This window comes from Bdellovibrio sp. BCCA (assembly GCF_037996825.1).
Classification (GTDB): Bacteria; Bdellovibrionota; Bdellovibrionia; order Bdellovibrionales; family Bdellovibrionaceae; genus Bdellovibrio.
The window spans coordinates 3099722-3120312 of the sequence record NZ_JBBNAC010000001.1; the positions used below are offsets into that span (position 1 = coordinate 3099722).

At 43.3% G+C, this 20591-nt stretch carries 23 protein-coding genes; 12 read left to right on the top strand and 11 right to left on the bottom strand.

The window, feature by feature from the left end; genetic code table 11:
• Window positions 1-21: 21 nt before the first annotated feature.
• Window positions 22-810, top strand: coding sequence for a uracil phosphoribosyltransferase (locus tag AAAA78_RS14970; RefSeq protein ID WP_340592858.1), 789 nt, complete (start codon window positions 22-24; stop codon window positions 808-810).
• Between the two features lie 16 nt (window positions 811-826).
• The gene (hpt, locus tag AAAA78_RS14975; RefSeq protein WP_295899027.1) at window positions 827-1357 is read left to right on the top strand and encodes a hypoxanthine phosphoribosyltransferase; all 531 of its coding nucleotides are present in this window, start codon (window positions 827-829) and stop codon (window positions 1355-1357) included.
• Between the two features lie 123 nt (window positions 1358-1480).
• On the opposite strand, the gene AAAA78_RS14980 is transcribed toward hpt, so the two are convergent.
• The 6 genes from AAAA78_RS14980 to AAAA78_RS15005 all read right to left on the bottom strand — a co-directional run bounded on the left by AAAA78_RS14980 (window position 1481) and on the right by AAAA78_RS15005 (window position 9330).
• Window positions 1481-2023 carry a hypothetical protein gene (locus tag AAAA78_RS14980; protein ID WP_340592859.1) on the bottom strand — a complete coding sequence of 181 codons (543 nt, stop codon included), beginning with the start codon at window positions 2021-2023 and terminating at the stop codon, window positions 1481-1483.
• 88 nt (window positions 2024-2111) lie between these two features.
• Entirely contained in the window at window positions 2112-2609 is a 498-nt protein-coding gene (locus AAAA78_RS14985) for a hypothetical protein (protein WP_340592860.1), read from the bottom strand.
• A 9-nt stretch (window positions 2610-2618) separates the two neighbouring features.
• Window positions 2619-2927, bottom strand: a complete 309-nt coding sequence (locus AAAA78_RS14990; RefSeq protein WP_340592861.1) for a hypothetical protein — start codon at window positions 2925-2927, stop codon at window positions 2619-2621.
• Entirely contained in the window at window positions 2928-6437 is a 3510-nt protein-coding gene (locus tag AAAA78_RS14995; protein ID WP_340592862.1) for an RHS repeat domain-containing protein, read from the bottom strand.
• A gap of 76 nt (window positions 6438-6513) precedes the next feature.
• Window positions 6514-8445: a hypothetical protein gene (locus tag AAAA78_RS15000; protein WP_340592863.1), complete on the bottom strand. Its 1932-nt coding sequence runs from the start codon at window positions 8443-8445 to the stop codon at window positions 6514-6516.
• Between the two features lie 333 nt (window positions 8446-8778).
• On the bottom strand, window positions 8779-9330 hold the full coding sequence (locus tag AAAA78_RS15005; RefSeq protein WP_295899029.1) for a TMEM165/GDT1 family protein: 552 nt from the start codon (window positions 9328-9330) through the stop codon (window positions 8779-8781).
• 350 nt (window positions 9331-9680) lie between these two features.
• Here AAAA78_RS15005 and AAAA78_RS15010 point away from each other — a divergent pair, with 350 nt between their 5' ends.
• A complete protein-coding gene (locus AAAA78_RS15010; protein WP_340592864.1) occupies window positions 9681-10505 on the top strand; it encodes a nucleoside-specific channel-forming Tsx family protein in 825 nt (274 codons plus the stop codon).
• Between the two features lie 10 nt (window positions 10506-10515).
• A complete protein-coding gene (locus AAAA78_RS15015) occupies window positions 10516-11400 on the top strand; it encodes a DUF2608 domain-containing protein (protein ID WP_340592865.1) in 885 nt (294 codons plus the stop codon).
• A gap of 16 nt (window positions 11401-11416) precedes the next feature.
• Here AAAA78_RS15015 and AAAA78_RS15020 read toward each other — a convergent pair whose 3' ends face one another.
• From AAAA78_RS15020 to AAAA78_RS15035, 4 genes are all read right to left on the bottom strand, one after another.
• Window positions 11417-11818 carry a hypothetical protein gene (locus tag AAAA78_RS15020; RefSeq protein ID WP_340592866.1) on the bottom strand — a complete coding sequence of 134 codons (402 nt, stop codon included), beginning with the start codon at window positions 11816-11818 and terminating at the stop codon, window positions 11417-11419.
• Between the two features lies 1 nt (window position 11819).
• Window positions 11820-12497: a hypothetical protein gene (locus tag AAAA78_RS15025; RefSeq protein ID WP_340592867.1), complete on the bottom strand. Its 678-nt coding sequence runs from the start codon at window positions 12495-12497 to the stop codon at window positions 11820-11822.
• Window positions 12498-12650: 153 nt separating this feature from the next.
• A complete protein-coding gene (locus AAAA78_RS15030; protein WP_340592868.1) occupies window positions 12651-13352 on the bottom strand; it encodes a pirin family protein in 702 nt (233 codons plus the stop codon).
• A gap of 11 nt (window positions 13353-13363) precedes the next feature.
• Window positions 13364-13741, bottom strand: a complete 378-nt coding sequence (locus AAAA78_RS15035; RefSeq protein WP_340592869.1) for an acyltransferase — start codon at window positions 13739-13741, stop codon at window positions 13364-13366.
• Between the two features lie 115 nt (window positions 13742-13856).
• Between AAAA78_RS15035 and AAAA78_RS15040 the strand changes: the two genes are divergently transcribed.
• The 5 genes from AAAA78_RS15040 to murB all read left to right on the top strand — a co-directional run bounded on the left by AAAA78_RS15040 (window position 13857) and on the right by murB (window position 17506).
• Window positions 13857-14732, top strand: coding sequence for a LysR family transcriptional regulator (locus tag AAAA78_RS15040; RefSeq protein ID WP_340592870.1), 876 nt, complete (start codon window positions 13857-13859; stop codon window positions 14730-14732).
• Window positions 14733-14768: 36 nt separating this feature from the next.
• Window positions 14769-15563 (top strand): thymidylate synthase, encoded by a 795-nt coding sequence (locus tag AAAA78_RS15045; protein ID WP_340592871.1) that lies wholly within the window; start codon window positions 14769-14771, stop codon window positions 15561-15563.
• A complete protein-coding gene (locus tag AAAA78_RS15050; protein WP_340592872.1) occupies window positions 15560-16069 on the top strand; it encodes a dihydrofolate reductase in 510 nt (169 codons plus the stop codon). The genes AAAA78_RS15045 and AAAA78_RS15050 overlap by 4 nt, the downstream gene beginning before the upstream one ends.
• Window positions 16070-16170: 101 nt before the next feature.
• Window positions 16171-16476 carry a PilZ domain-containing protein gene (locus AAAA78_RS15055; RefSeq protein ID WP_340592873.1) on the top strand — a complete coding sequence of 102 codons (306 nt, stop codon included), beginning with the start codon at window positions 16171-16173 and terminating at the stop codon, window positions 16474-16476.
• Between the two features lie 16 nt (window positions 16477-16492).
• A complete protein-coding gene (gene murB, locus AAAA78_RS15060; protein WP_340592874.1) occupies window positions 16493-17506 on the top strand; it encodes a UDP-N-acetylmuramate dehydrogenase in 1014 nt (337 codons plus the stop codon).
• On the opposite strand, the gene AAAA78_RS15065 is transcribed toward murB, so the two are convergent.
• Complete coding sequence (locus AAAA78_RS15065; RefSeq protein WP_340592875.1) at window positions 17493-17825, bottom strand: hypothetical protein; 333 nt, start codon at window positions 17823-17825, stop codon at window positions 17493-17495. The genes murB and AAAA78_RS15065 overlap by 14 nt on opposite strands.
• Before the next feature lie 229 nt (window positions 17826-18054).
• Between AAAA78_RS15065 and AAAA78_RS15070 the strand changes: the two genes are divergently transcribed.
• The 3 genes from AAAA78_RS15070 to nrdG all read left to right on the top strand — a co-directional run bounded on the left by AAAA78_RS15070 (window position 18055) and on the right by nrdG (window position 20579).
• Window positions 18055-19293, top strand: a complete 1239-nt coding sequence (locus AAAA78_RS15070; protein WP_340592876.1) for a M14 family metallopeptidase — start codon at window positions 18055-18057, stop codon at window positions 19291-19293.
• A 99-nt stretch (window positions 19294-19392) separates the two neighbouring features.
• Window positions 19393-20049 (top strand): Crp/Fnr family transcriptional regulator, encoded by a 657-nt coding sequence (locus tag AAAA78_RS15075; protein ID WP_340592877.1) that lies wholly within the window; start codon window positions 19393-19395, stop codon window positions 20047-20049.
• Between the two features lie 83 nt (window positions 20050-20132).
• Window positions 20133-20579, top strand: a complete 447-nt coding sequence (nrdG, locus tag AAAA78_RS15080) for an anaerobic ribonucleoside-triphosphate reductase activating protein (RefSeq protein WP_340592878.1) — start codon at window positions 20133-20135, stop codon at window positions 20577-20579.
• The last annotated feature ends 12 nt before the right edge of the window (window positions 20580-20591 follow it).

Below are 20591 nucleotides of genomic sequence, written 5' to 3' on the forward strand. Positions count from 1 at the left end.
GACATAACCAAAGGTATTCCCATGGCATTTCAACAAGAGTTGAGTCACCTCTATGGGCCTCAAGTGCATATCATCGACAATCCGTTTTTAAGCGGACTGCTGGCGCGTTTGTGTTCGCCAGGTTGTTATCAACCTGAAATCAATCGCATCGTGGAAGTTCTTTACACGCATTTGATTTCAGTCACCGTGAACAATGAATTTGATATTGAGCACTTCGAAGAATCCACTCGCATGACAGAGACTCATCCCGATAAGAAACTCAAAGGCAAGCGCATTGCTTCTCATCAAAAAGCCGTCAGTATTAACCTTGCGCGTGCCGGGACTTATCCGAGTCATATTTGTTATAACTTTCTGCATTTTGCTCTGCCCGCTCAGAACGTTCGCCAAGATCATATTTTTGCAGCTCGGGTGACGAACAACAAAGACATGGTCACTGGAGCTGAGTTTGGCGGAATGAAAATCGGGGGCGACGTGCAAGGGGCTCATGTGATTTTCCCGGACCCTATGGGGGCTACGGGGAACACCATGGTGACCGCCGTTTCCCACTATAAAACGCATATTCAGGGGCCTGCTAAGAAATTTATCGCCTTAAACCTGATCGTCACCCCTGAGTATTTGAAGAATGTTCTCACTGTGCACCCTGACGTCGTGATCTATGCCTTAAGACTTGACCGAGGGCTATCGCCTCAGGCAGTTTTAGATGCAACTCCGGGCCAATATTGGGATCAAGAACGCGGTTTGAACGACAAACACTATATCGTTCCAGGCGGCGGTGGTTTCGGTGAAATCATGAACAACTCTTTTGTGTAGAGATGGAGACGTTACTATGACAAATCTTTCACTTAAACCCTACATCACTGAAGAAAAAATTCAGCAAAAGGTTAAAGAGTTGGGCGCGACTCTTTCAAAGAAATTTAAAAATGAAAAAGTCGTTGCAGTGTGCGTGCTGAAAGGCTCGTTCATGTTCTACTCTGATTTGATCCGCAACATCGACGCTGACATCACTTGCGAATTCTTCGGCGTTTCTTCTTACCACGGTGGAACTTCTTCTTCCGGCGAAGTGAAAGTGACTTTGGATTTGGCAAGCCCGGTTGAAGGTTGCCACGTGATTCTTGTTGAAGACATCGTAGATACGGGTCTTACAATGAACTACCTAAAAAATTCTATCTTGTCTCGTAAACCTAAGAGCCTTACAACAATCGCTTTGCTTGAAAAGCCAGATGCTTTGAAAGTGAAATGCGATCTTGATCACGTGGGTTTCAAAATCCAAAATGAATTCGTAGTTGGTTACGGTTTGGATTACCAAGGTTACTACAGAAATCTTCCTTACATCGCGCAGGTTCAGAACTTCCAATAGTTCGATCGCTGCATTAGAAAACTATTATCCAATAACAAAAAACCGCTGCTTTAGAAGTCAGCGGTTTTTTAACATTCTTCTGGCTAGTTATTTTTCAAATCATTCCGTAGGAACTAAATCAGCTTAATTTTCAGAATTTTTGCTTACGTTTTTGAGCTGTTCTTTCAAGGATAAGTTGCACGTATTTATTAATTCGACTAGTTCTTTTGAATTAATTTTTTCTAAATTTTTGAGACGATATTCTAATAAACTCTTTGTTCTTTTTTTGTATTCTCCTTCTGACATAGACTGATTTGCATAAGTTTCGATACTGGATTCGCAGATTTTCTGAATAATTTTTATCGCCTCGGTCTTATCAATCCAACCGTCCAATATAATTTTAAGAGATTTATCTGGATTCTTTTCAATTGCGCTAGCGTATGCGATATCTAACTCGCTAGTCGGGCCAGCATCGCTAACCTTACGCAGGTTAACCCATGTTTTAAGCCAATTTATCTTACCTTGAGAGATATTACTAATATACGTATTCCATCTTGTTGGATCCGAATACAAATATTCAAGGCACTTTTTTGGATTGGACAGCTTTGGTTTAACCTCACCAAGAGTCAAAGCCTCAGATGTTAAAGAGGCCGACATGATCAGCACTAAAACTAAATTTCTCAACATATAATTCCTTTAAACCTACGGAGATAAGATTATCGTTTGCAATAACTCCTCAATAAGTATTGAAACATGCTAGCTCATGACAGCCTCGTCACATTTTTGATTCAGAACTTTTGCAAGTGGCAGTGTAAGTCACGGATTTACCATTCTCTACATGAACTAACTCTGCCGATCTAACCAATCTAAAATCGGCATAAAGTTTTTCTTTTTTAAATAATTTACGAAAGAAACGTTCTAAGCCAAAGAACACATCGCCGATATTATCGTGGCACTCACCAACAATGAGTCCTTGTATCTCATTGTTGCCACCGATCTTTTCGCAAATATCTTTCGAAATTTTGACCAAATGCAATTTTTTTTCTCGAACTAGGTTCTCAAACACCTCGGATTGTTTCAATTTTGGATCAGAAAAGGTATACGATTGCACTTCTGCCATAAAATAACAGCTCTCGTCTTCTTTACGCTTTAAGCTATCTAAACGCAAACTTGCACACAGACTTGGCGCTCCGTAATCCCAACTGCGGCATCGGGCGCTAGCCGTCGATATCATTCCGCAGAGACCAATAAATATTAATATTATGTTTTTCAATTTATTCCCCTATTTTTTGTACTGTATTGATTCGCTAAATAGCTGATCCAATAACCTATTATCCGCATCTTCATTGTCGCCATTTTGAAAGAGCCGCTTGGTATTTTCTCTCGCGTGATTGAATTCGTGCAAAAATGTGTCTTCTAAATCTGTCAGCCCAGGACAGCGCTCCGATTTGCCCCGTTTTAATCCGTAAGCTACGTCGATATCAACTGTTTGATATAATGCATATGGACCGTAGCTGTTTGTTTGCCCGGCATCAATTACTGAGCTTCCACTTTTATCTCTAACAATAATTACCTGAATAGCAGCATCCAACTACCTATAGATTGGAGTATTTTTAATCCAAGCCGGAATTATTCCATCTGGGTCGTAAATCTTTAATCCCGTTGGATCAATCCAGTTCACAGGATCACTTTGCGTATATGAATACAAATTCGTATCCCCACCATTAAACAAGATGGGATCTTTACTCGTCCAACGTCCGATTTCCGGATCATAATCTCGCGCACCAAAGTGCAATAACTTTGTATCTTGATCTCTTAAACCACCGGCAAATCCGAATGGTTGAAAACAAGTATTGCTATCCAACGTAACGGTACCAAAAATATTGTAATCAATTCTTTGTACAATTGCTCCATCAGATATCCTCATCACCAAACGAACCGACCCTAAATGGTCTTTTACAAGTTTATAAGTAATTCCATTTTTAATCATAAAATCAGGTGAGTGACGATTTGAGACATATACATACTGGGTTGTTATATTACCAGCGCTATCGATTTCTCCGACGATGTTATATTTGCCGTCGTATAAGTAAGTACTCGTTGTAATTCCATTTTTCTTTCTTCCAACTCGTCGTCCTAGTCCGTCATAGACATAGCTAATTATATCACCCGACGGCAAAGTAACTTGCGTCAATGCTCCTAAGGAGTTGTATTGATAATTAGTTGCCATTCCAGTCGATGTATTCTGGCGACTGATCATTTCTCCATTATCATTGTGTGAAAATGTATACTGGTTATAAGTTAAAATTCGATCTTGATTGTCATAGGTAGCAGTAGTGTTAACAATTCCAACATTACCACCAGTTCGATTCCCGTTGTTATCAAAAATAAAATGTGCATATGCGGAACCATTCTTTGTAATGTCGGTCAGTCTGCCAGAAAGGTCGTAACTGTATGCATAAGTATCCGTAGTACCTTTAAGAGTTTCTTGTTTGGTTATAACTCGCCCCAGACTATCTCTGGTGTAGACTACTCCATAGATCGGGTTACTTGAATAACTAACTGATCGACCAGATAATTCACCGAATGAGTTATACGAAAAATTCTCAACGGAGCCACCCAGGGTCATCGTAGAAAGAAGAGGTGTCGCCGTTTGATAAGTATAAACTGCGGCTCCCGCGGACGTAATAAGACCGTCATTATCTCTTCCAAAGGTTATCGTCAAAGGAGAACCAGAAGCTCCTTGTACGGAGCTTCCCGTAACCCAGAAATTATTATCGTAAGACAAAGACAGCTTTCCTATTTGTACTCCGGAAACTGCATTAGTAAGGACGTCATCAGTTAAAAGAGATCCTTGGTATGAAAAAGTATTTTTTAAACCATCGTACGATTTTGAAGTTGTAAGCAACCCTTTCGTTGTTTCATATGTGAACTCAAATAGGCTGCCTGTAGAAACGGAAATTGAATCAAGGACACCGGTTAGAGAGCCATAATTAAAATAAACGGAAACGCCATCGGGACGGTCAGCCCGCGTCACCTGTTTATCATTATTGTAAGAATACTCGGTTGGCTTGGAGATTCCCCCTAGAATAGGTGGAAGGTATTTCCTAAAAGTTTCTAAAGCCGAATAAAAGAAATTATGTTGAGGTCTCCCTGGCGGAGTTATACTTGTTACACGACCGTTGCCATCATAAGCGTAAGCGATCACGCGGTTATCGGGAAGTGTTACCGTAGTCACGCGGCCTGCAAGATCATAGCCATATGATGTAATCTGCAGAAGTGCGTTTTTCACCTGAGCAACAAACCCTTTTGAATCGTACGTATATTCTGTAGTACGACTTCCCTGGGTAGTCGAAACTAATCGTCCCCAACTATCATATTGTAGCGCTAACGGCGTTAGGTTGCCGATCTGAATACTCGTGGGTTTTTGGAAAATATCGACTGCGAGTGCAGTTGTCCTGCCTTCTGGCGTGGTGTTAGTCCAAGTCTTTGATGAGCCCGAAAAAACATTGCCATATGTACGTGAATTCACCGTCTGTTGAGTATTGAGAGTAATTATTGAAAATGGATCATTCACGTCGGAAAGACTCGCAGAGTGGGAAAAAGTCGCAGAGCGATTTAGAGTACCCATTTTTTGAATAATCCCACTAGGCTGTCTTACCAAATCCCCAAAGCGCGGATCGTATGTGTATGAAATATCTAACTTCGTATCGCCTTTAGTGCGAACCACTTTCCCTGTAGGACCGTAAGTCTCTTTAAGAGTCGTAACGCTGCCCAGTGAATTTACAATTTTAGTCGTTGTTGCAGTCATCGAATTAAGAACTTCGATATTTTGCTCGCGGCCCATGGCAGAAGTTCTGACATACATCTTACTTGATGCGAGAAGACTCTCCAAATAATTTAAAAATGCTCCGCCACTATGTGCATCCTTACTTAAATTCCCATCTGAATCGGAATAAAAAGTGGTCACTTCACCTTCCGGTTTTGTAAACGTATACAGCATGCCAGATGTTGTATACGTCATAGAGTATACTTCGCTATTGGGATTTGTTATGGAAGCGAGATAGCCGTTGCCATTGATCGAGGCCGTCGTTACGACTCCATAAGGAGTTTGAATACCTGTGAATTGGCCTGCGCTGCGAATGATACTTGTTGTCCTTCCGTAGGCATCAGTAAAGCCAGTAATCCGGCCTAATGAATCGTATGAAAAAGTATAAAGCACCTGCCCCGTTAACGCTGCCCAGGTTTGCAAATGTCTTCCTTGAGAGTTAAATACATAAATCTCCGAATTTGAATCTAGAGAAACGGCAACATTTCCTCCTCCTAAGTCTTCGTAATCTGCTTCGAAAACGGCTCCGCCTCCCAAATAAAGTCGTCCTACTTCAATGTCGTAAAAATGATTGTTGCTTAATGACCACCCTCCTAAACCTAATCGATCTACTTTCCAGTTTCCAAGCGGCAGTGAAAACTCTAAGGGAACGGAAGATGGTGAATATGTACCAAAATAAACTTTTATATTTGCGACCGCTCCGCCAGGAGTTGGTTGTGCGAGATTGTTTAATCCATCCCAAACCCAATCAAGATGATCATTTGTTGAAGTCGGTAACGAAAGCGAAATATTTCTCCCTGCGATTTGAATTTTAATATCGAAAACCGAAATTGAAGTCGGAGGAGTTTCATAAAGAGGTAGACGAAGACGATAGTTATCAGTGCGACGCAACCCTCTATCACTACTAAATACCAAACTAACATCGCTTCCAACAATAGGTATCGATTCCGAAAATGTGTTAGATGTTTGATTAATAACTGAATGCCCAGGCTGGCAACTAGGTGCGCTTGTCGCGCGAATATTTGTCGGTAAAGATGAATAACCAGGGCCATCGCAACCAAAGAAATATACCGGATTTCCACTATTGAAACAACGAACACAAACTTCGTCTTCACCTACCCAATCATCACACAAAAAAATCTTGTACGTGTATCCCTGCGATGAGCAAAAATTTACTTTCGAATCTACGCACGTAAGCCAAGCATCATCTGCCAATGCACTTGCTGAAATAACAGCAATAAATAAAAAGGACATAATTTTTGTTAAAGTCATAAACACCCTTCAACATAAAAGAAAAACTTATATGAAATTTAAAACGCCATTAATAAAATGTATTTTCACGGGGGCACTATTGAATAAGATCAAGCGACAAAGTTGTAGCTGTTTGGCCTGCATTCACCGTGACCGTATTGGTGCCATTAAACCAAACATAACCCTCAACATAATCTGTGCTTCCGTTTAAATAAGCCAGCCCATCAACAAGAACAGTCTGAGTAAAGGAAGAGGTGTAGTTTATTAAAGTACGAGTTATTTTATATGGATTTCCATTAATATAAATAGCAGCTCTCATAGAACCCGCTCCACTTCCAACAGTGCTCATTTCGGCGGCAAGACTAATGCGATAGTAGCCTGATTTTAAAGGTATAAGTCTTGAGTCCGTATCATTAAAGGTTACATTCTGCAGGATATTCGTTGAGCCTGAAGGGTTTAATCCAAATGAAACTTTTGTCCATGTACTTGCAGCAGTAACAGAAGTCGCATTGTAAGCAGATATCATAGCGAATGTTGGACTACCCGTCGAACCGCCCGATGAGCTAGCAGCAGTCGTCTGCAAAGAGCCGTCCGGAAATCTAAATCCTCCTGATACCGATTGAATTTCACCTGCCACCGCAAGTTTGGTAGTCGGATTCGCGACACCAATTCCCACATTTCCGGTCGGACGATTTATGTGCGATCCAGAGATTGTCCAAAGAGAATCGACAATAGAGCTCGACAAATCAGCTGTGGTGATCTTCCTGAAAGTTGCATTTCCAGCTACACCATCAGGAGACGCAAGAACTGTATTCGCAGATTGCGAACCTAAAGAAGCTGCCGTGAAAACGATATCAGAACAACTCCATGCTCCCAAAGGTGATGAAAAAGTGAGGGATTGATTTGCACCACAGTTTGCGGGCATATTTGAGGCGTCGATCTTATTATTCAGCTGAACTGAAAGATTTGTTACGTCAGAAATTGCAACAGATTTATTAACCCAGCTTGTGCCATCAAAACTTAAAAATTGATCTGCTGATGGGGTAAATGCAGAAACATTTTTGCCTGCGATCTTACTTGCATTTATATCAGTTAAGTTCACACCGCTGACTGCTGGAAGTTGGGCGGAGCCATTAAGCTGAACAATTTTGTTTGCGGTTGTTCCGACATCAACAGAAAGAGTCCCGGATGTTGTAATCGGCCCCCCAAGAAGGCCCGTACCAGTATCGATATTCGTTACTGAGCCTGAACCTCCTCCAGTACTCCACCCCGCAGAAATAGTCTTACAGTTTGCGCCACTGCGATCACAGATTTGATCCGTGCGAATAGTACCAAGAACGTCAAGCTCGGAGCCGGGGTTCTCAGTACCAACCCCAACGGTGCCACCGAAATAGTTTTTTGCCCCCTTTGAATAAATAGAAAAATTGTTTGTCGCCGCTGTCGGAGTATCAATATAAACACCGAAGTAGTTTGTGATTACTCCACCACCGGAATTAACAGGGACAGAAATTCCAACACCATAAGCATTCGTCACTACTCCTGAAGAAAGGTTACTCACTCCCGCTTGAAGTCCTGAAGCGTAAACAAGGGTTCCGGTTCCGGCATGATATACGTTCCCAGAGACGCCGTGAGCAGAGCTAATTGTCCCTGACTGTGAGGACCCAGTTGAAACTCGTCCTTGCACACCGGAAATAGTTCCTGTGTAGTTTGAAGCTGTATTGACAGTGGCTCCAGACTTAACGCTTACAAAACTATCGGCGGAGTTACCAGAGGGAACTCCGTAAACGGTATCCAACCTCGCAGCAGGAGAAAGAGTCCCAATTCCAACATGCCCATCCATCACCGTTAACGATGGATTCCCCGTTGGGTTCGTGATATTTACTGGCATTCCAAATTCATAACTGTTGCACATAAGAGGAGAAACTTTAGAAGCACCAAGAGGGCAATCAGCATGCGCCTGCGCAGAATAGAAAAATTGAGCGCCGACCAACAATAATAAAGACTTTTTCAATCCAGAATGTACTTCCAAGTGCCCTCCGTAAGCAAAGTATGTTTTTCCAACACATCCATGTTTACAAATTGAAGCACAGAATTTATAAAAACAAAAACAAGATTATAAGGACAATGTGCATTTAGTAATGCAACTAGATTTTTCCTTTCAACTATTAACGATTGTTCATCGAAACTTAAAAGGAATAGCCCCACAATCCTAATTTCATTTTATTATTTTAGAACAAGACAAAAAAATTTTTGAGATGGCCACAAAATAATAAGTTAAAACAGCCCAGTTATAATGATTTAAGAAGGCAGAAAAAAATCCCCAGGCGAACATTTTTTCAAGACCAGGCTGCTTCATATGCTTTTAACGCATCAAAATTCCAACACCGAAAATCATGTAGAGCAATGACGATCCGTAGTTGATCCATTTCATCGGGATTTTTTGCGTGAGTCTTTCCCCAAACACCACAGCGAGTCCGTCAGAAAATAACATTCCCAAAGTTGTTCCCATCGTCACTAGTGTGAGGTTTTGATATTTCGCCGCCAACGCCACCGTTGAAAGCTGGGTCTTATCGCCGATCTCAGCAAAGAAAAACAGAACCGTCGTTGTCCAGAAAGCTCCCCAGCGCATATTGTCGGGATTGGAATCATCTTTGTCAGGAATTAAGATCCACAAAGCAAAACCGAAGAAGGTGATCGCCAAAGCCCAATCCAAATAATGCGAAGGCACCTGTGAGGAAATCCACTGTCCGAGCCACGCTGCGAGCGCGTGATTAAGAATGGTCGCAGCTAAAATACCACCCATCACGTGCCAGGGTTTTTTAAACTTCACAGCTAAAACTAAAGCTAAAAGTTGCGTTTTATCGCCCATCTCTGTGGCTGCGACTAACAAAAAAGAATTTAAAATTGCTTCCATTCGGGAGCCCTCACTTTGAAAAAACCGTGGGGCTCAAAAAGAAAACGAGACCACACGGTGTTTGTTGTTAAAAACACGCGTGTTAGTCTCGTCAACAAGGGGGACCTTGCACTTAAACCGGAGTTCATCACTCAGTATGTCGGCTTAAGTCAATTCGGAGAAATTGCGACTACTCCCTAACTTGCTCTCAGGAATAAACAGTTATAGCGAACGAGTCAATAGCCCCACTACGAAAAGCACTGCAAAAAATAGTAAATCGGCCATTTTTTCATTGTCTTAGCGAGGTATTTTCTGTTTTATGCAGCCTCAAGAGTCCCCCATCAAAAATTGTTTATCCTGGAGAGTCGCGAATGTTCCGAGTTTCAGTGTGTACGCTTGTTTTGAGCCTTGGTCTTCTTGTTGGCAGTTTCGCTCACGCTGCCGCTATTTCTGACGACGATATTCATAAAAATGACTTCAAATGGTTCCAATTCAATTTGATGAGAAGTATCGACAACAAAATTCCGTTCGGAAACCAACAAGACACTTATTTCGAAATGGAATTCGGTGGACGTTCTGGAGTTTTGGATCTTTACGGTTACTTGGATGTCTTTGACGTTTTTGATTCTCAATCAGACAGCGACCGTCATGCGGGAGACAATTTCTTTTTTAAACTCGCTCCCCGTTTTTCATTGGACTACATGACTGGACATGATTTGTCTTTAGGACCTGTTCAGGAATGGTATCTTGCAACCCTTTTCAATGTGGGCGACAGAGCCCTTTTTGAACAGTACGTGGGTATCGGAACGGATATTCAGGTTCCATGGTTTGGCAAAGTTGGAGCTAATTTAATGGCTCGCTATGTTCGTGAGAATTTCGATGCTGCCAACGAAAGAGAATGGGATGGTTACATCCTTTCGACAAATTGGTTCACACCTTTTTATCATTTCGAAAACAGTTTTATCTCTTATCAAGGCTATCTTGATTACAAGTTCGGTGCGAACAGACTCTCGGACTCTAAGAATTACTCTGACACATCGTTGGAGTGGTTTAACGGACTTTACTGGCACTCCAAGCGCTATGCTGCCGGTTACGGTTTAAAACTTTATAAAGACATGGCCCTTCTTAAAGACGGCGGTTTCGCAGGCGAGACTTCCGGTGTGGGCCACTACTTTTCATTAACGTACAAATTCTAGAGGAGGATTTATGAAGTCAGCTTGGGTATTTCTTCTCAGTTTCGCGTTCCTGCTGCACTCTGAAGCGTCAGAAAAAGTGCAAATCAAAAGCATGCAAGAAGTCGTGCAAAAAGTGGAAGAGCTGAAAAAGCAATACACAGCTCAAGAGATTCTCGTTGTTTTTGATATCGACAACACACTTCTGACGACAGAAACAGATCTAGGTGGCGACGCTTGGTTTTCTTGGCAGGAAGAGAAACTCAAAAACAATGACACTCAAGATTTGGTCGCGAAAGATTTCGATGGCCTTTTGCGTGTGCAAAGCTACTTGTACGCTTTAAGCCAAATGCGCGCACCTGAAACGATGTCACCAAATATGGTGCGCCTGTTTCAGCAACAAGGTCATCCGGTGTTCTTGCTGACGTCTCGCGGGCCTGAATACCAAAATTTCACGCAAAGAGAATTAGCGCGTGCGGGATACGATCCTTCGTTAACTTCACCAGGTCCTGTCGGTGGCTACGTCAGCCGCTTTCTGCCGATTCAAACGGATAAGCCAGCAGAGTCTTGCTTAACTGCGGAAGAACTGACGACGTGGGGAATTAAAGATTCCAAACCTTCCGTTTATGAAGATGGTGTTTTCTATACGGCAGGACAACACAAAGGTGCGATGCTTCGCTCGATTCTTTGCAAAACTAAAAAATACTATCCGGTGATTGTATTCGTCGACGATACGGAAAAACACGTCGACCGTGTTTTGAAATCTTACGAGGCTTATAACGTGAACGTGATCTCTATGCGCTATGGAGCGATGGATTCCCAGGTTCAGAATTTTAAAAACTCAGACAAGCGCGAAGTGATTGAAAATTGGGCCAAGATGAAATCCGTCTTGGAAGATGTTTTCGGTCGTGCGTTCTAAATGAAAAGAGCCCTTTTTAGGGCTCTTCTCCTTTTTCCATCAGCCTGTTGGCGATCTTGATTTGATCTTCCAAACTCTTACGAGCTTCCTTAGGAAGAGCGCCTAATGCCTCTTTAAATTCTTGTGGATATTCTTTTTGCATATCCGCCAGATAAGGTGCGAGTTCCTGACGGTCGTCGCTGTTTTCCATTAGTACCGCTGTTTTCACAATCACAGTCAGTTCTTGTTTGCGCACGGCCTTGTCTTTAGAAAGCTGAACTTGGCTGATCAGTTTGTTGAAATTATCATAAGCCTTTTTCTCGTCTTCTTCATAAGCCTTCGCCATTTTATCGACTTGCACGCAAACGTCGCAGGCCAAAGAAGCTTCCGCTCTTACGAAACCCATCATAACTAAGAGGATAACAATCAATGATTTCATATTACTGGCTCCCTGATTTACTTCTAGAAGACGCTGGTCTTTGTGTTTTATAACTCACACTGCTATTGGGACACTGGCTTAGTGGAGCACTTCTAACTTTATCATAGTTAGGAACGTAACATCCCGTTAAGATTCTTCGTCCTGGCATGGAGTCGTCCATGGACATAGAACTTGAGTAAAATGAGTGAAACATACCTTCATCGCCGACGACTTCGATATGACCGTGAATGTCGCCTGGCAACTTTCTATATCCTGGAGCGCCTACACCTTTGTAAACACGAACGGCCCCTGCTTTGTTACAGCTCGACATGTCTTGGACAAATCCCATTCTCAAAAGATCTCCGCCCGCGTCTTTCGCTGATCCCGATGAAAGGATACCGCGAACGCAAGCGAGGTCTTTCCCGAAAGCATCTGCAATGATTTGTTTGACGGCACGATAACAAAGAGAGCCTTTTTCTTTCAGGCGTCCTGCGCCTTCACTCGCACTTTGCGCAAGCTTCAACATATCTGTTGAAGGCTCTGAACTTGACGGCGTAAAAGAAGAGGTCGTGTTACCCTGAACATAAGTGGTCTGAGGGTAATCAATCACGACAGGTTTTCTACGCGAGAACGCAAAAGTGTCGGTGGATAAAAAAGAACAAGCGATTAAGAATCCAAGTAAAATTCTAAAATGTGGCATAAACCTATTTTAGAATGTGAGCACACAACTGTGTCCAGTGCATTTCGAAAAACTAACATTAGTCTAGTCGTGAAAGATCACTGGGTGGACTTCAGCGCGGAATTTCTTGGAATGATCTCAAAACGAGACGAGGCCCTGACGAGCCTCATCTGTTTACTTCAAATCAAAAAGAAGGAATTCAGTTTCTTTGTTGGCTTTGAATCTTAGCAACTCTTCATCCTGAATTGCCATTCCATCGCCTGAGGACATCACTTTTCCATTCACCTCAAGTTCGCCCTCTGCCAACTGAACCCAGGCTCCACGGCCTTTGCGCAGTTTAAATTCTTTTTCCACACCTGGCTCAAGCACAGAAGCATAAAGATCCGTATCTTGATTGATCTTTTGACTGTCATCACGCCCGTCTTTTGAGACAAGAAGTTTCAATTGATTCAATTTTTGCTCACGGGTGAAAGATTGTTGCGTGTATCCAGGTTTTGCACCACTCACGTCAGGCATGATCCAAATCTGGAATAATTGCAGGTCTTCATCCGGCGAAGGGTTGTATTCGCTATGACTGATGCCCGTGCCCGCGTGCATAGTTTGAACTTCGCCCGCCGTGATTTCACCTACATTACCAAGGCTGTCTTTGTGCGCGACTTTGCCTTTTAAAACATAAGTGATGATTTCCATATCACGGTGAGGATGCGCCGGAAAGCCTGCTCCTTTAGCGATCCAGTCTTGATTGATCACACGTAAATCGCGAAATCCCATGAATTGAGGATCATAGTAATCGCTGAACGAAAATGTGTGGCGTGATTTCAACCAACCACCAAACTCGGCATAACCTCTTTCGTCTGATTTACGTAGATACATCATAAACTCTTCCTTTAACCTCGTTTTAACAAAGGCTTGTAACTATCAAAGTAAGCAATTCCTAAGAATACATTGAGCACTAAAATTAAAATTGCAAGCCCTACGCCCGCCGGGTCAAGAACACCGTGATAAAGCATGATGTTCAAGGTGATCGGCGCAATTATCACCAGTGCAAGAGGCACAGCGATGTTAAGCAGCAACAAGATTCCGACTGCAATCTCTGTCACCTTCATGAAAGGAAAAAAATACGGATTGGCCATCAAGCCCGAAAGGAACTTAAGCCCGGCTTCTGGTGGCGGAGGCTGCGGAAGAAAGTGGAAAAAGAAATTCAGCCCGAAGACCACCCATAAAAGACCGAAGATCAAACGTGCTGCTAGTTTTGCTTTGTTCATTGGAAAACTCCTTATTTGTTATTCCTTATGCCCCTTAGTATATAAAACTAGACGATCTAAAAAAATTATAATTTTTCTATTAACATGATCTAATTTTTAGATATACTGTGAGGGTATGACGTTAGATCAACTGCAAGTTCTGCAAACCATCGTGACCACCGGAAGCTTTCGAGCGGCTTCCCAGGAACTGCACCGCGCGCAAAGTGCTGTGAGTTATTCCATTCGTTCGTTGGAAAACGAATTGGGATTTAAAATTTTCAATCGCGATCAGTACCGTCCGCAGCTCACCCCGCAGGGCCGTTCTTTTTTAAAGAAGGCGGATGATTTGATTTTTCAATTCAATGAATTGGAAGAGACTGCTGAGTTTTTAAAAAGAGGACATGAACCGATTCTCCGTTTGGCCGTCAGCGCTCTGTGGCCCCTCCCGTCTTTGGTCAGCGCGCTGAAGGAATTCACCGCCCGGTTTCCCCAGACGGAGATCAAAATCATTCATGATATTCTTAGCAACGACGAACAACTTTTGGAGGATCGCGCGGATTTAGCTCTGGGACATATCTACAACGATTCAAGTCTTTTGATCACAGAACCTCTGTTTGAAGTTTCTATGATCGCCTCTTGTGCCGCGACTCACCCCTTGGCTAAACCGCGAGGCAAAGCGACAGATGAAATGTTGGGGAAATATCCGCAGATCATCATGTCGACAACACTGCAAAGTTCAAAGCGCTCTGGCGGGATTGTGAATATGGATAACGTGATCAGCGTTCAGGATTACGCGACGAAAAAAGCGTTTCTCGTCGGTGGATTGGGCTGGGGATTGATGCCAGAGCACGTGATTCACGAGGAAATCAAGGATAAAACTCTTGTGACGTTGCCGCAAAAGCAACATCGCTCCAAGGTTCACATTGCGCGTCACTCTCAGAGGGAGTTGGGCCCGTGCGGTAAATTCATCTGGGACTACTTTTCAAATAGACAAAAAAAGAAGCTCAAATAAAATAACATTCATCTTACGTACCTCCCGAGGTGATCCATGAAGCAATACCATGATTTATTGAAAGCAGTTCTTGAGAACGGCGTGAAAAAAGAAGACCGCACTGGCACTGGCACGATTTCGATGTTTGGTTATCAGATGCGCTACAACCTTCAAGAAGGTTTTCCTCTTTTAACGACTAAAAAATTGCATACACGCTCGATCTTTCATGAGCTTTTGTGGTTCTTAAAAGGCGATACCAACGTTAAATATCTTCACGACAACAAAGTGACGATTTGGGATGAGTGGGCTGACGAGAACGGCGACTTGGGTCCCGTTTACGGAAAACAATGGCGCTCTTGGGAAACAGCTGACGGTCGCACGATTGACCAAATCTCAAACGTGGTCGAACAGATTAAGAAAAATCCCAACTCTCGTCGTTTGTTGGTGGTGGCTTTCAATCCTGGAGACGTGGATAAAATGGCTTTGCCTCCGTGCCACGCTTTCTTTCAATTTTATGTAGCTGATGGAAAACTTTCTTGTCAGCTGTATCAACGAAGCGCGGATATTTTCTTGGGCGTGCCGTTCAATATCGCAAGCTATGCGCTTCTTACACACATGATCGCGCAAGTTTGTGATTTGCAGGTTGGCGACTTTGTTCACACCTTGGGTGATGCGCATTTGTATTTGAACCATTTGGAGCAAGCGCAGTTGCAACTCACTCGTGACTTCCGCCCGCTTCCACAATTGAAGTTGAATCCGGATAAGAAAAATCTTTTTGATTTCACTTATGAAGATATTGAAATCGTCGGGTATGATCCGCACCCTGCAATCAAAGCTCCGGTGGCTGTATGATTTTAACTCATGTCGTAGCCTGCTCTAAAAATCATGTGATCGGGACCCAAGGAGGTCTTCCTTGGAATATTCCCGAGGACATGAAGTTTTTCAGAGACACCACAAAAGGCCACATCATGATTATGGGAAGAAAGACGTTTGAATCTTTCAACGGTCGCGCTCTTCCCAACCGCTATCACATTGTGATCACGCGTGATCCAAAGTCACAAAGCTTTCCGTCGGCAGAATCAAGTCCCGTGGTCTTTGTCTCTTCCATTGATGAAGCCATCGCTCACGCCAAGCCTTTAACGGCGAAATGGGGCGACGAAGTGTTCGTGATCGGTGGTGGAGAGATCTACAAACAGATCATGGATAAGACCGACAAAATCTATCTAACCCTGATCCACAAAGAGTTTGCGGGCGATACCTATTATCCGCGGATTGACGAAAAGGTGTTCACTCTGACTGAACGTCGTGACGTGGAATCGACTGTTCCGTTTTCATTTCTCACGTACATTCGCAAGTAGAGTCTAGATTTCAGTCTCATTCTGAGAAATCTACAGTTTAGACTCTACGAACGCGATTTTTTTTCCGAGAATAGAGTCAAGACACGATCCTCGGAGTGAGTATGAGCACAGCAAAGCGCTACAAAACCAAAGAAACCGCTCAGGTCGAAGTCTATGGCCACATCGGAATCCTTGTCGCCAATCTGAAAAACTTGTCTCAAACAGGTGCCTTCCTTGAAGTTTCTCAAGGCGATTACGTACCTCAAAAAGGCGATCTCTTAAACCTCACTGTCAATTTGACGTCTCTTCGCCGCACCCACAACGTGGCCGCAGAGGTTGTTTGGAGTAAGGGTTTGGGACTTGGCATTTGCTTTATCGGCAAAGATCAGGTTCTTGAAAGAATGATGGCAAAAGGGACCTCCTTCTAATAGAATCTGATCTGTCATGCAGATTCACACAAACAAAGATCTTAGTTCATTAAACACTCTTCAACTGCGCTCTCAAGCAGAGCACTTCGCGGAACTGCATTCTGAACAAGACGTGCGTGATATTCTCAACGATTCTTCCCTGCGCAAACTTTCCTGGAATATTTTAGGCGGAGGAAGCAATCTCGTTTTACCTTCCACTGTTCGTGGACTTGTTTTAAAAGTTGCAAATCAGGGCCGCGAGTTGATCGGCGAAGACCACGAGGCTTGGTATGTGAAAGTTCAAGCCGGTGAAGTTTGGCATGATTTTGTGCAATGGACTTTGCAACAAGGTTATTGGGGATTGGAGAATCTTTCTTTGATTCCCGGAACTGCCGGGGCCGCGCCGATTCAAAATATCGGTGCTTATGGCGTTGAGGTCAAAGACACCTTGTGGGAAGTTTCGTGCCTCGATTTACAATCTGGCGAAAACAAAGTTTTCTCTAATAAAGAATGCCACTTTGCTTATCGCGATAGTTTCTTTAAGCAAGAAGGTGCGGGTCGTTATCTTGTGTGGAATATGACCTTCCGCTTACCTAAGAAAAATGTTTTGCATTTAGAATACGGCGACATTCGCAAAGAACTGGAACGCCAACAACTCGTTGCGGAACCACGCACGATTGCCAATGCGGTAATTCACATTCGCCAATCCAAACTTCCCGATCCTAAGGTCATTGGCAATGCCGGAAGTTTCTTTAAGAATCCCATTGTTTCAAAAGATATGCGCGACACTCTTTTACAGTCGCACACAGATCTTGTGAGCTTTCCTTATCAGAATACGCAATTTAAATTGGCAGCAGGCTGGTTGATTGATCGTGCCGGTTGGAAGGGTAAAAAACTAGGTCCCGTGGGAATGTATGAAAAACAAGCCTTGGTGCTGGTGAATCATGGTGGAGCTTCTGCGGATGACGTTTGGAAACTTGCGAATCAAGTTTCCCTCGACGTTAAAAATGCTTTTGGTGTTGAAATCGAACCCGAACCTATTCGTTGGTAGATTCTGAATCCCCCGCTCTGATCTCTGTGAGCGGAAATAAATTTATCGTCAAACTGTAGACTTCTTTTTTAGGACCATCTTCTAAAAACTCCGCAAGCTTGCGACGTTCATGGTGAGACGTTGCACGGGTCGTTTTAACAACCACACGAGAAGAGGTGCGCTCCATGCTGCCATCCTGCACACGGCTCAGAGAAATTCCCAAACGCTTGGCAATCCAATTCATATCAGGTTCAAAGTCGTCGGTGCGCATAAGATTTAAAATTGCCAAGTTTCCCAGCAACGCACATGCAATGCTATTCACCTGAACAAGCTCGTTCATTCTCCCGCCGAAATTCCCACCATGGCGGCAAAGGAACGCAAAGAGATCTGTGGATTTTCTGTACGAAGTTCCGAGAATTTTACTTTTAAAAACTGCCCGACCATTTCAGCCATAAAAAACCCCTGGACTTTAGCCCTAACGTACTGACCTAAGACTGTACGTCAACATGAATCCCCCTCAACATAAAATATTCCCTGACATTTGTCAGGACCCAAGGAGGGGTTTTTTTATGAAAATCACCAAGCTTCTCGCTGTTGCGGGATTTCTGGCTTTAGGCTTCATGCCTATTCACAAGGCCTACACAGAAGACACGACACAATACTGGATGAAGATTCGCGCGGAGGATAAATTCCAAAGAACTCTGATCGCCAATACCGGTGTCTCTATTGAAACAACTCGCGAAGATTTCGTGGTCGGCATTGGAAGTCTTGAAGAAAAGAATAAGGTCGAAGCTTTGGGTCTTTTGGAAGTCAGCTTTCCTCTAACGGCAGAGATGGATTTCCCTTCTAAAGACGCCGCTTTTCATAACTATGCGGAGATGACCGACAAGCTTCGTTCTTTAACGAGCCAATACTCACAAATTGCGCAGATGTCTTCCATCGGAAAAACATATGAAGGACGCGATATCTGGGTTGTGCGTATTTCCGGAGATCTTGCTCATGCGGATTCTTTGCCTGCTGCGATCTTTATGGGTGGCCACCATGCTCGTGAACATCTTTCGATTGAACTTCCTCTTTATTATATTGAGTATCTTTTAACTGAATATGCGAAAGGAAATCCCCGCGTTCAGCGTCTTGTGAATGGCCGTGATATCCATATCATCCCTATGGTGAACGCAGACGGGGCTGAGTACGATATCTCTACAGGCAGTTATAAATCGTGGAGAAAAAATCGCGCGAAAAACAATGACGGCACTTACGGTGTCGATCTAAATCGCAACTACGGCTACGGCTGGGGCGGCGGTGGCGCCAGCACAAGTCCTAACAGTGATACATTCCGTGGACCGAGTGCTTTCAGTGAGCCTGAAACTCAAGCAGTTAAAAAGTACATTGAGGATCACCAGAACATCACGATCCTGCTTTCATTCCACACGTTTTCTCAGTTGATCTTATACCCTTGGGGCCACGTTTACGACAGCATTGCCAACGCTCGTGACAAACAAGTTCACGAAACAATGGCTAAAAAGATGGCCGAGTGGAATGGTTACACTCCAGAGCAATCTTCAGATCTTTACATTGCCAGCGGAGACACGACAGATTGGTCTTACGGGGAGCATAAGATCATTTCCTTCACTTTCGAACTTGATCCCGCGAACAGTGGCTGGGGATCAGGCGGCTTCTATCCTGGCGCCCAGGTTATTCCTGAAGTTCAAAGAAAGAATTTAGAGCCTGTCCTTTATTTGATTGAGTACGCTGACAATCCTTATCGTGTTATCGACTCAGGTTCTGGACCTATATTTAAACCCTAGTCCACCTGGGGGGAGGATTTTTCCTCCCCCAGCTTATTTAAACTTTGATCTTCTCACCAAACGTAGCACAACGGTGCTATATTAAAAGGGGAGATCCAAATGAAAGACAAACCCACCGACAACTGCCCTATTTGTTCTACTCAAGAAGAAAAAATCACAGAACAAATCATTCCTCTTTTACAGTTAAAAAAATTCCCTAAAGGCGCTTTGATCTTTGAACAAGAATATTCTTCTTCTGGTCTTTATCTGATTCGCAAGGGATCTGTGAAAATCTTCAAACTCTCCCCTGCCGGAAAAGAAATGTTGATTGAAATCCTAGGTCCGCAAAAAACGTTCGGTGAAGCGGGTCTTCTAGGACAAGATAAAAATACGGAAACCGCGATGAGCGCGGAAGAGTCCGAAGTATTTTTTATTCCTAAATCAGAACTGCAAAATGTTTTAAATAAAAATCCGCAGCTTTATCAATCCGTCGTTCAGGCCTTGATCAGATGGATGGACAAGCTTCACATGGTGATTGAAAACATCAGCTTATCTTCGGCGCGCGATCGTGTTTGGACTTATCTTTGCCGTCTTCAACAGGAACAGAATCGTCCCATTATCCAACTCGGTGGGAAGAAACACGAGGTCGCTTTAATGCTGGGCCTGCGTCCTGAAACTTTCTCGCGCACATTGGCTGAGCTTGAAGCCGAAGGACTGATTAAAATGAATCACAAACAGATTCAATTCATCGACGCGACAGAAAAACACAACCTATAGTGATGCCGATCATTCTTTCCTACAATATTTAGTGATCAATTCTGAAATAAAGCTACCGTCATAGTTATCAAGGATTGATAACTATGAACATCTATCGTTACGACATCGTCTTTCAGGAAGTTCCCAACCATATCTCTTTGGCATTTTACGTCTGCGGATGTCCTCTACGATGTCCTGGTTGCCATTCTCCGGAACTTTGGACAGAGAAAACCGGTGTGCCACTGACCATGTCATTTTATCGAACTTTGCTTTTGCAATATCAAGGTAAGGCCGACTGCATCCTCTTCCTGGGTGGAGAATGGCATTCGCGTGAACTCGTTGAATTTTTAAAAGAAGCTCGCACTGCAGATTTCAAGACCGCTCTTTATACCGGTCTTGACGATGTAACGACAGAAATCAAATCCCATCTGACTTTCTTAAAAACAGGTCCTTGGCGCGCAAAGCTTGGTGGACTTTCTTCGCCCACCACCAATCAGGTCTTTCGAGATCTCACAACAAACACCGTTTTAAATCACTTATTTCAACCCTGAATTCAAACAAAG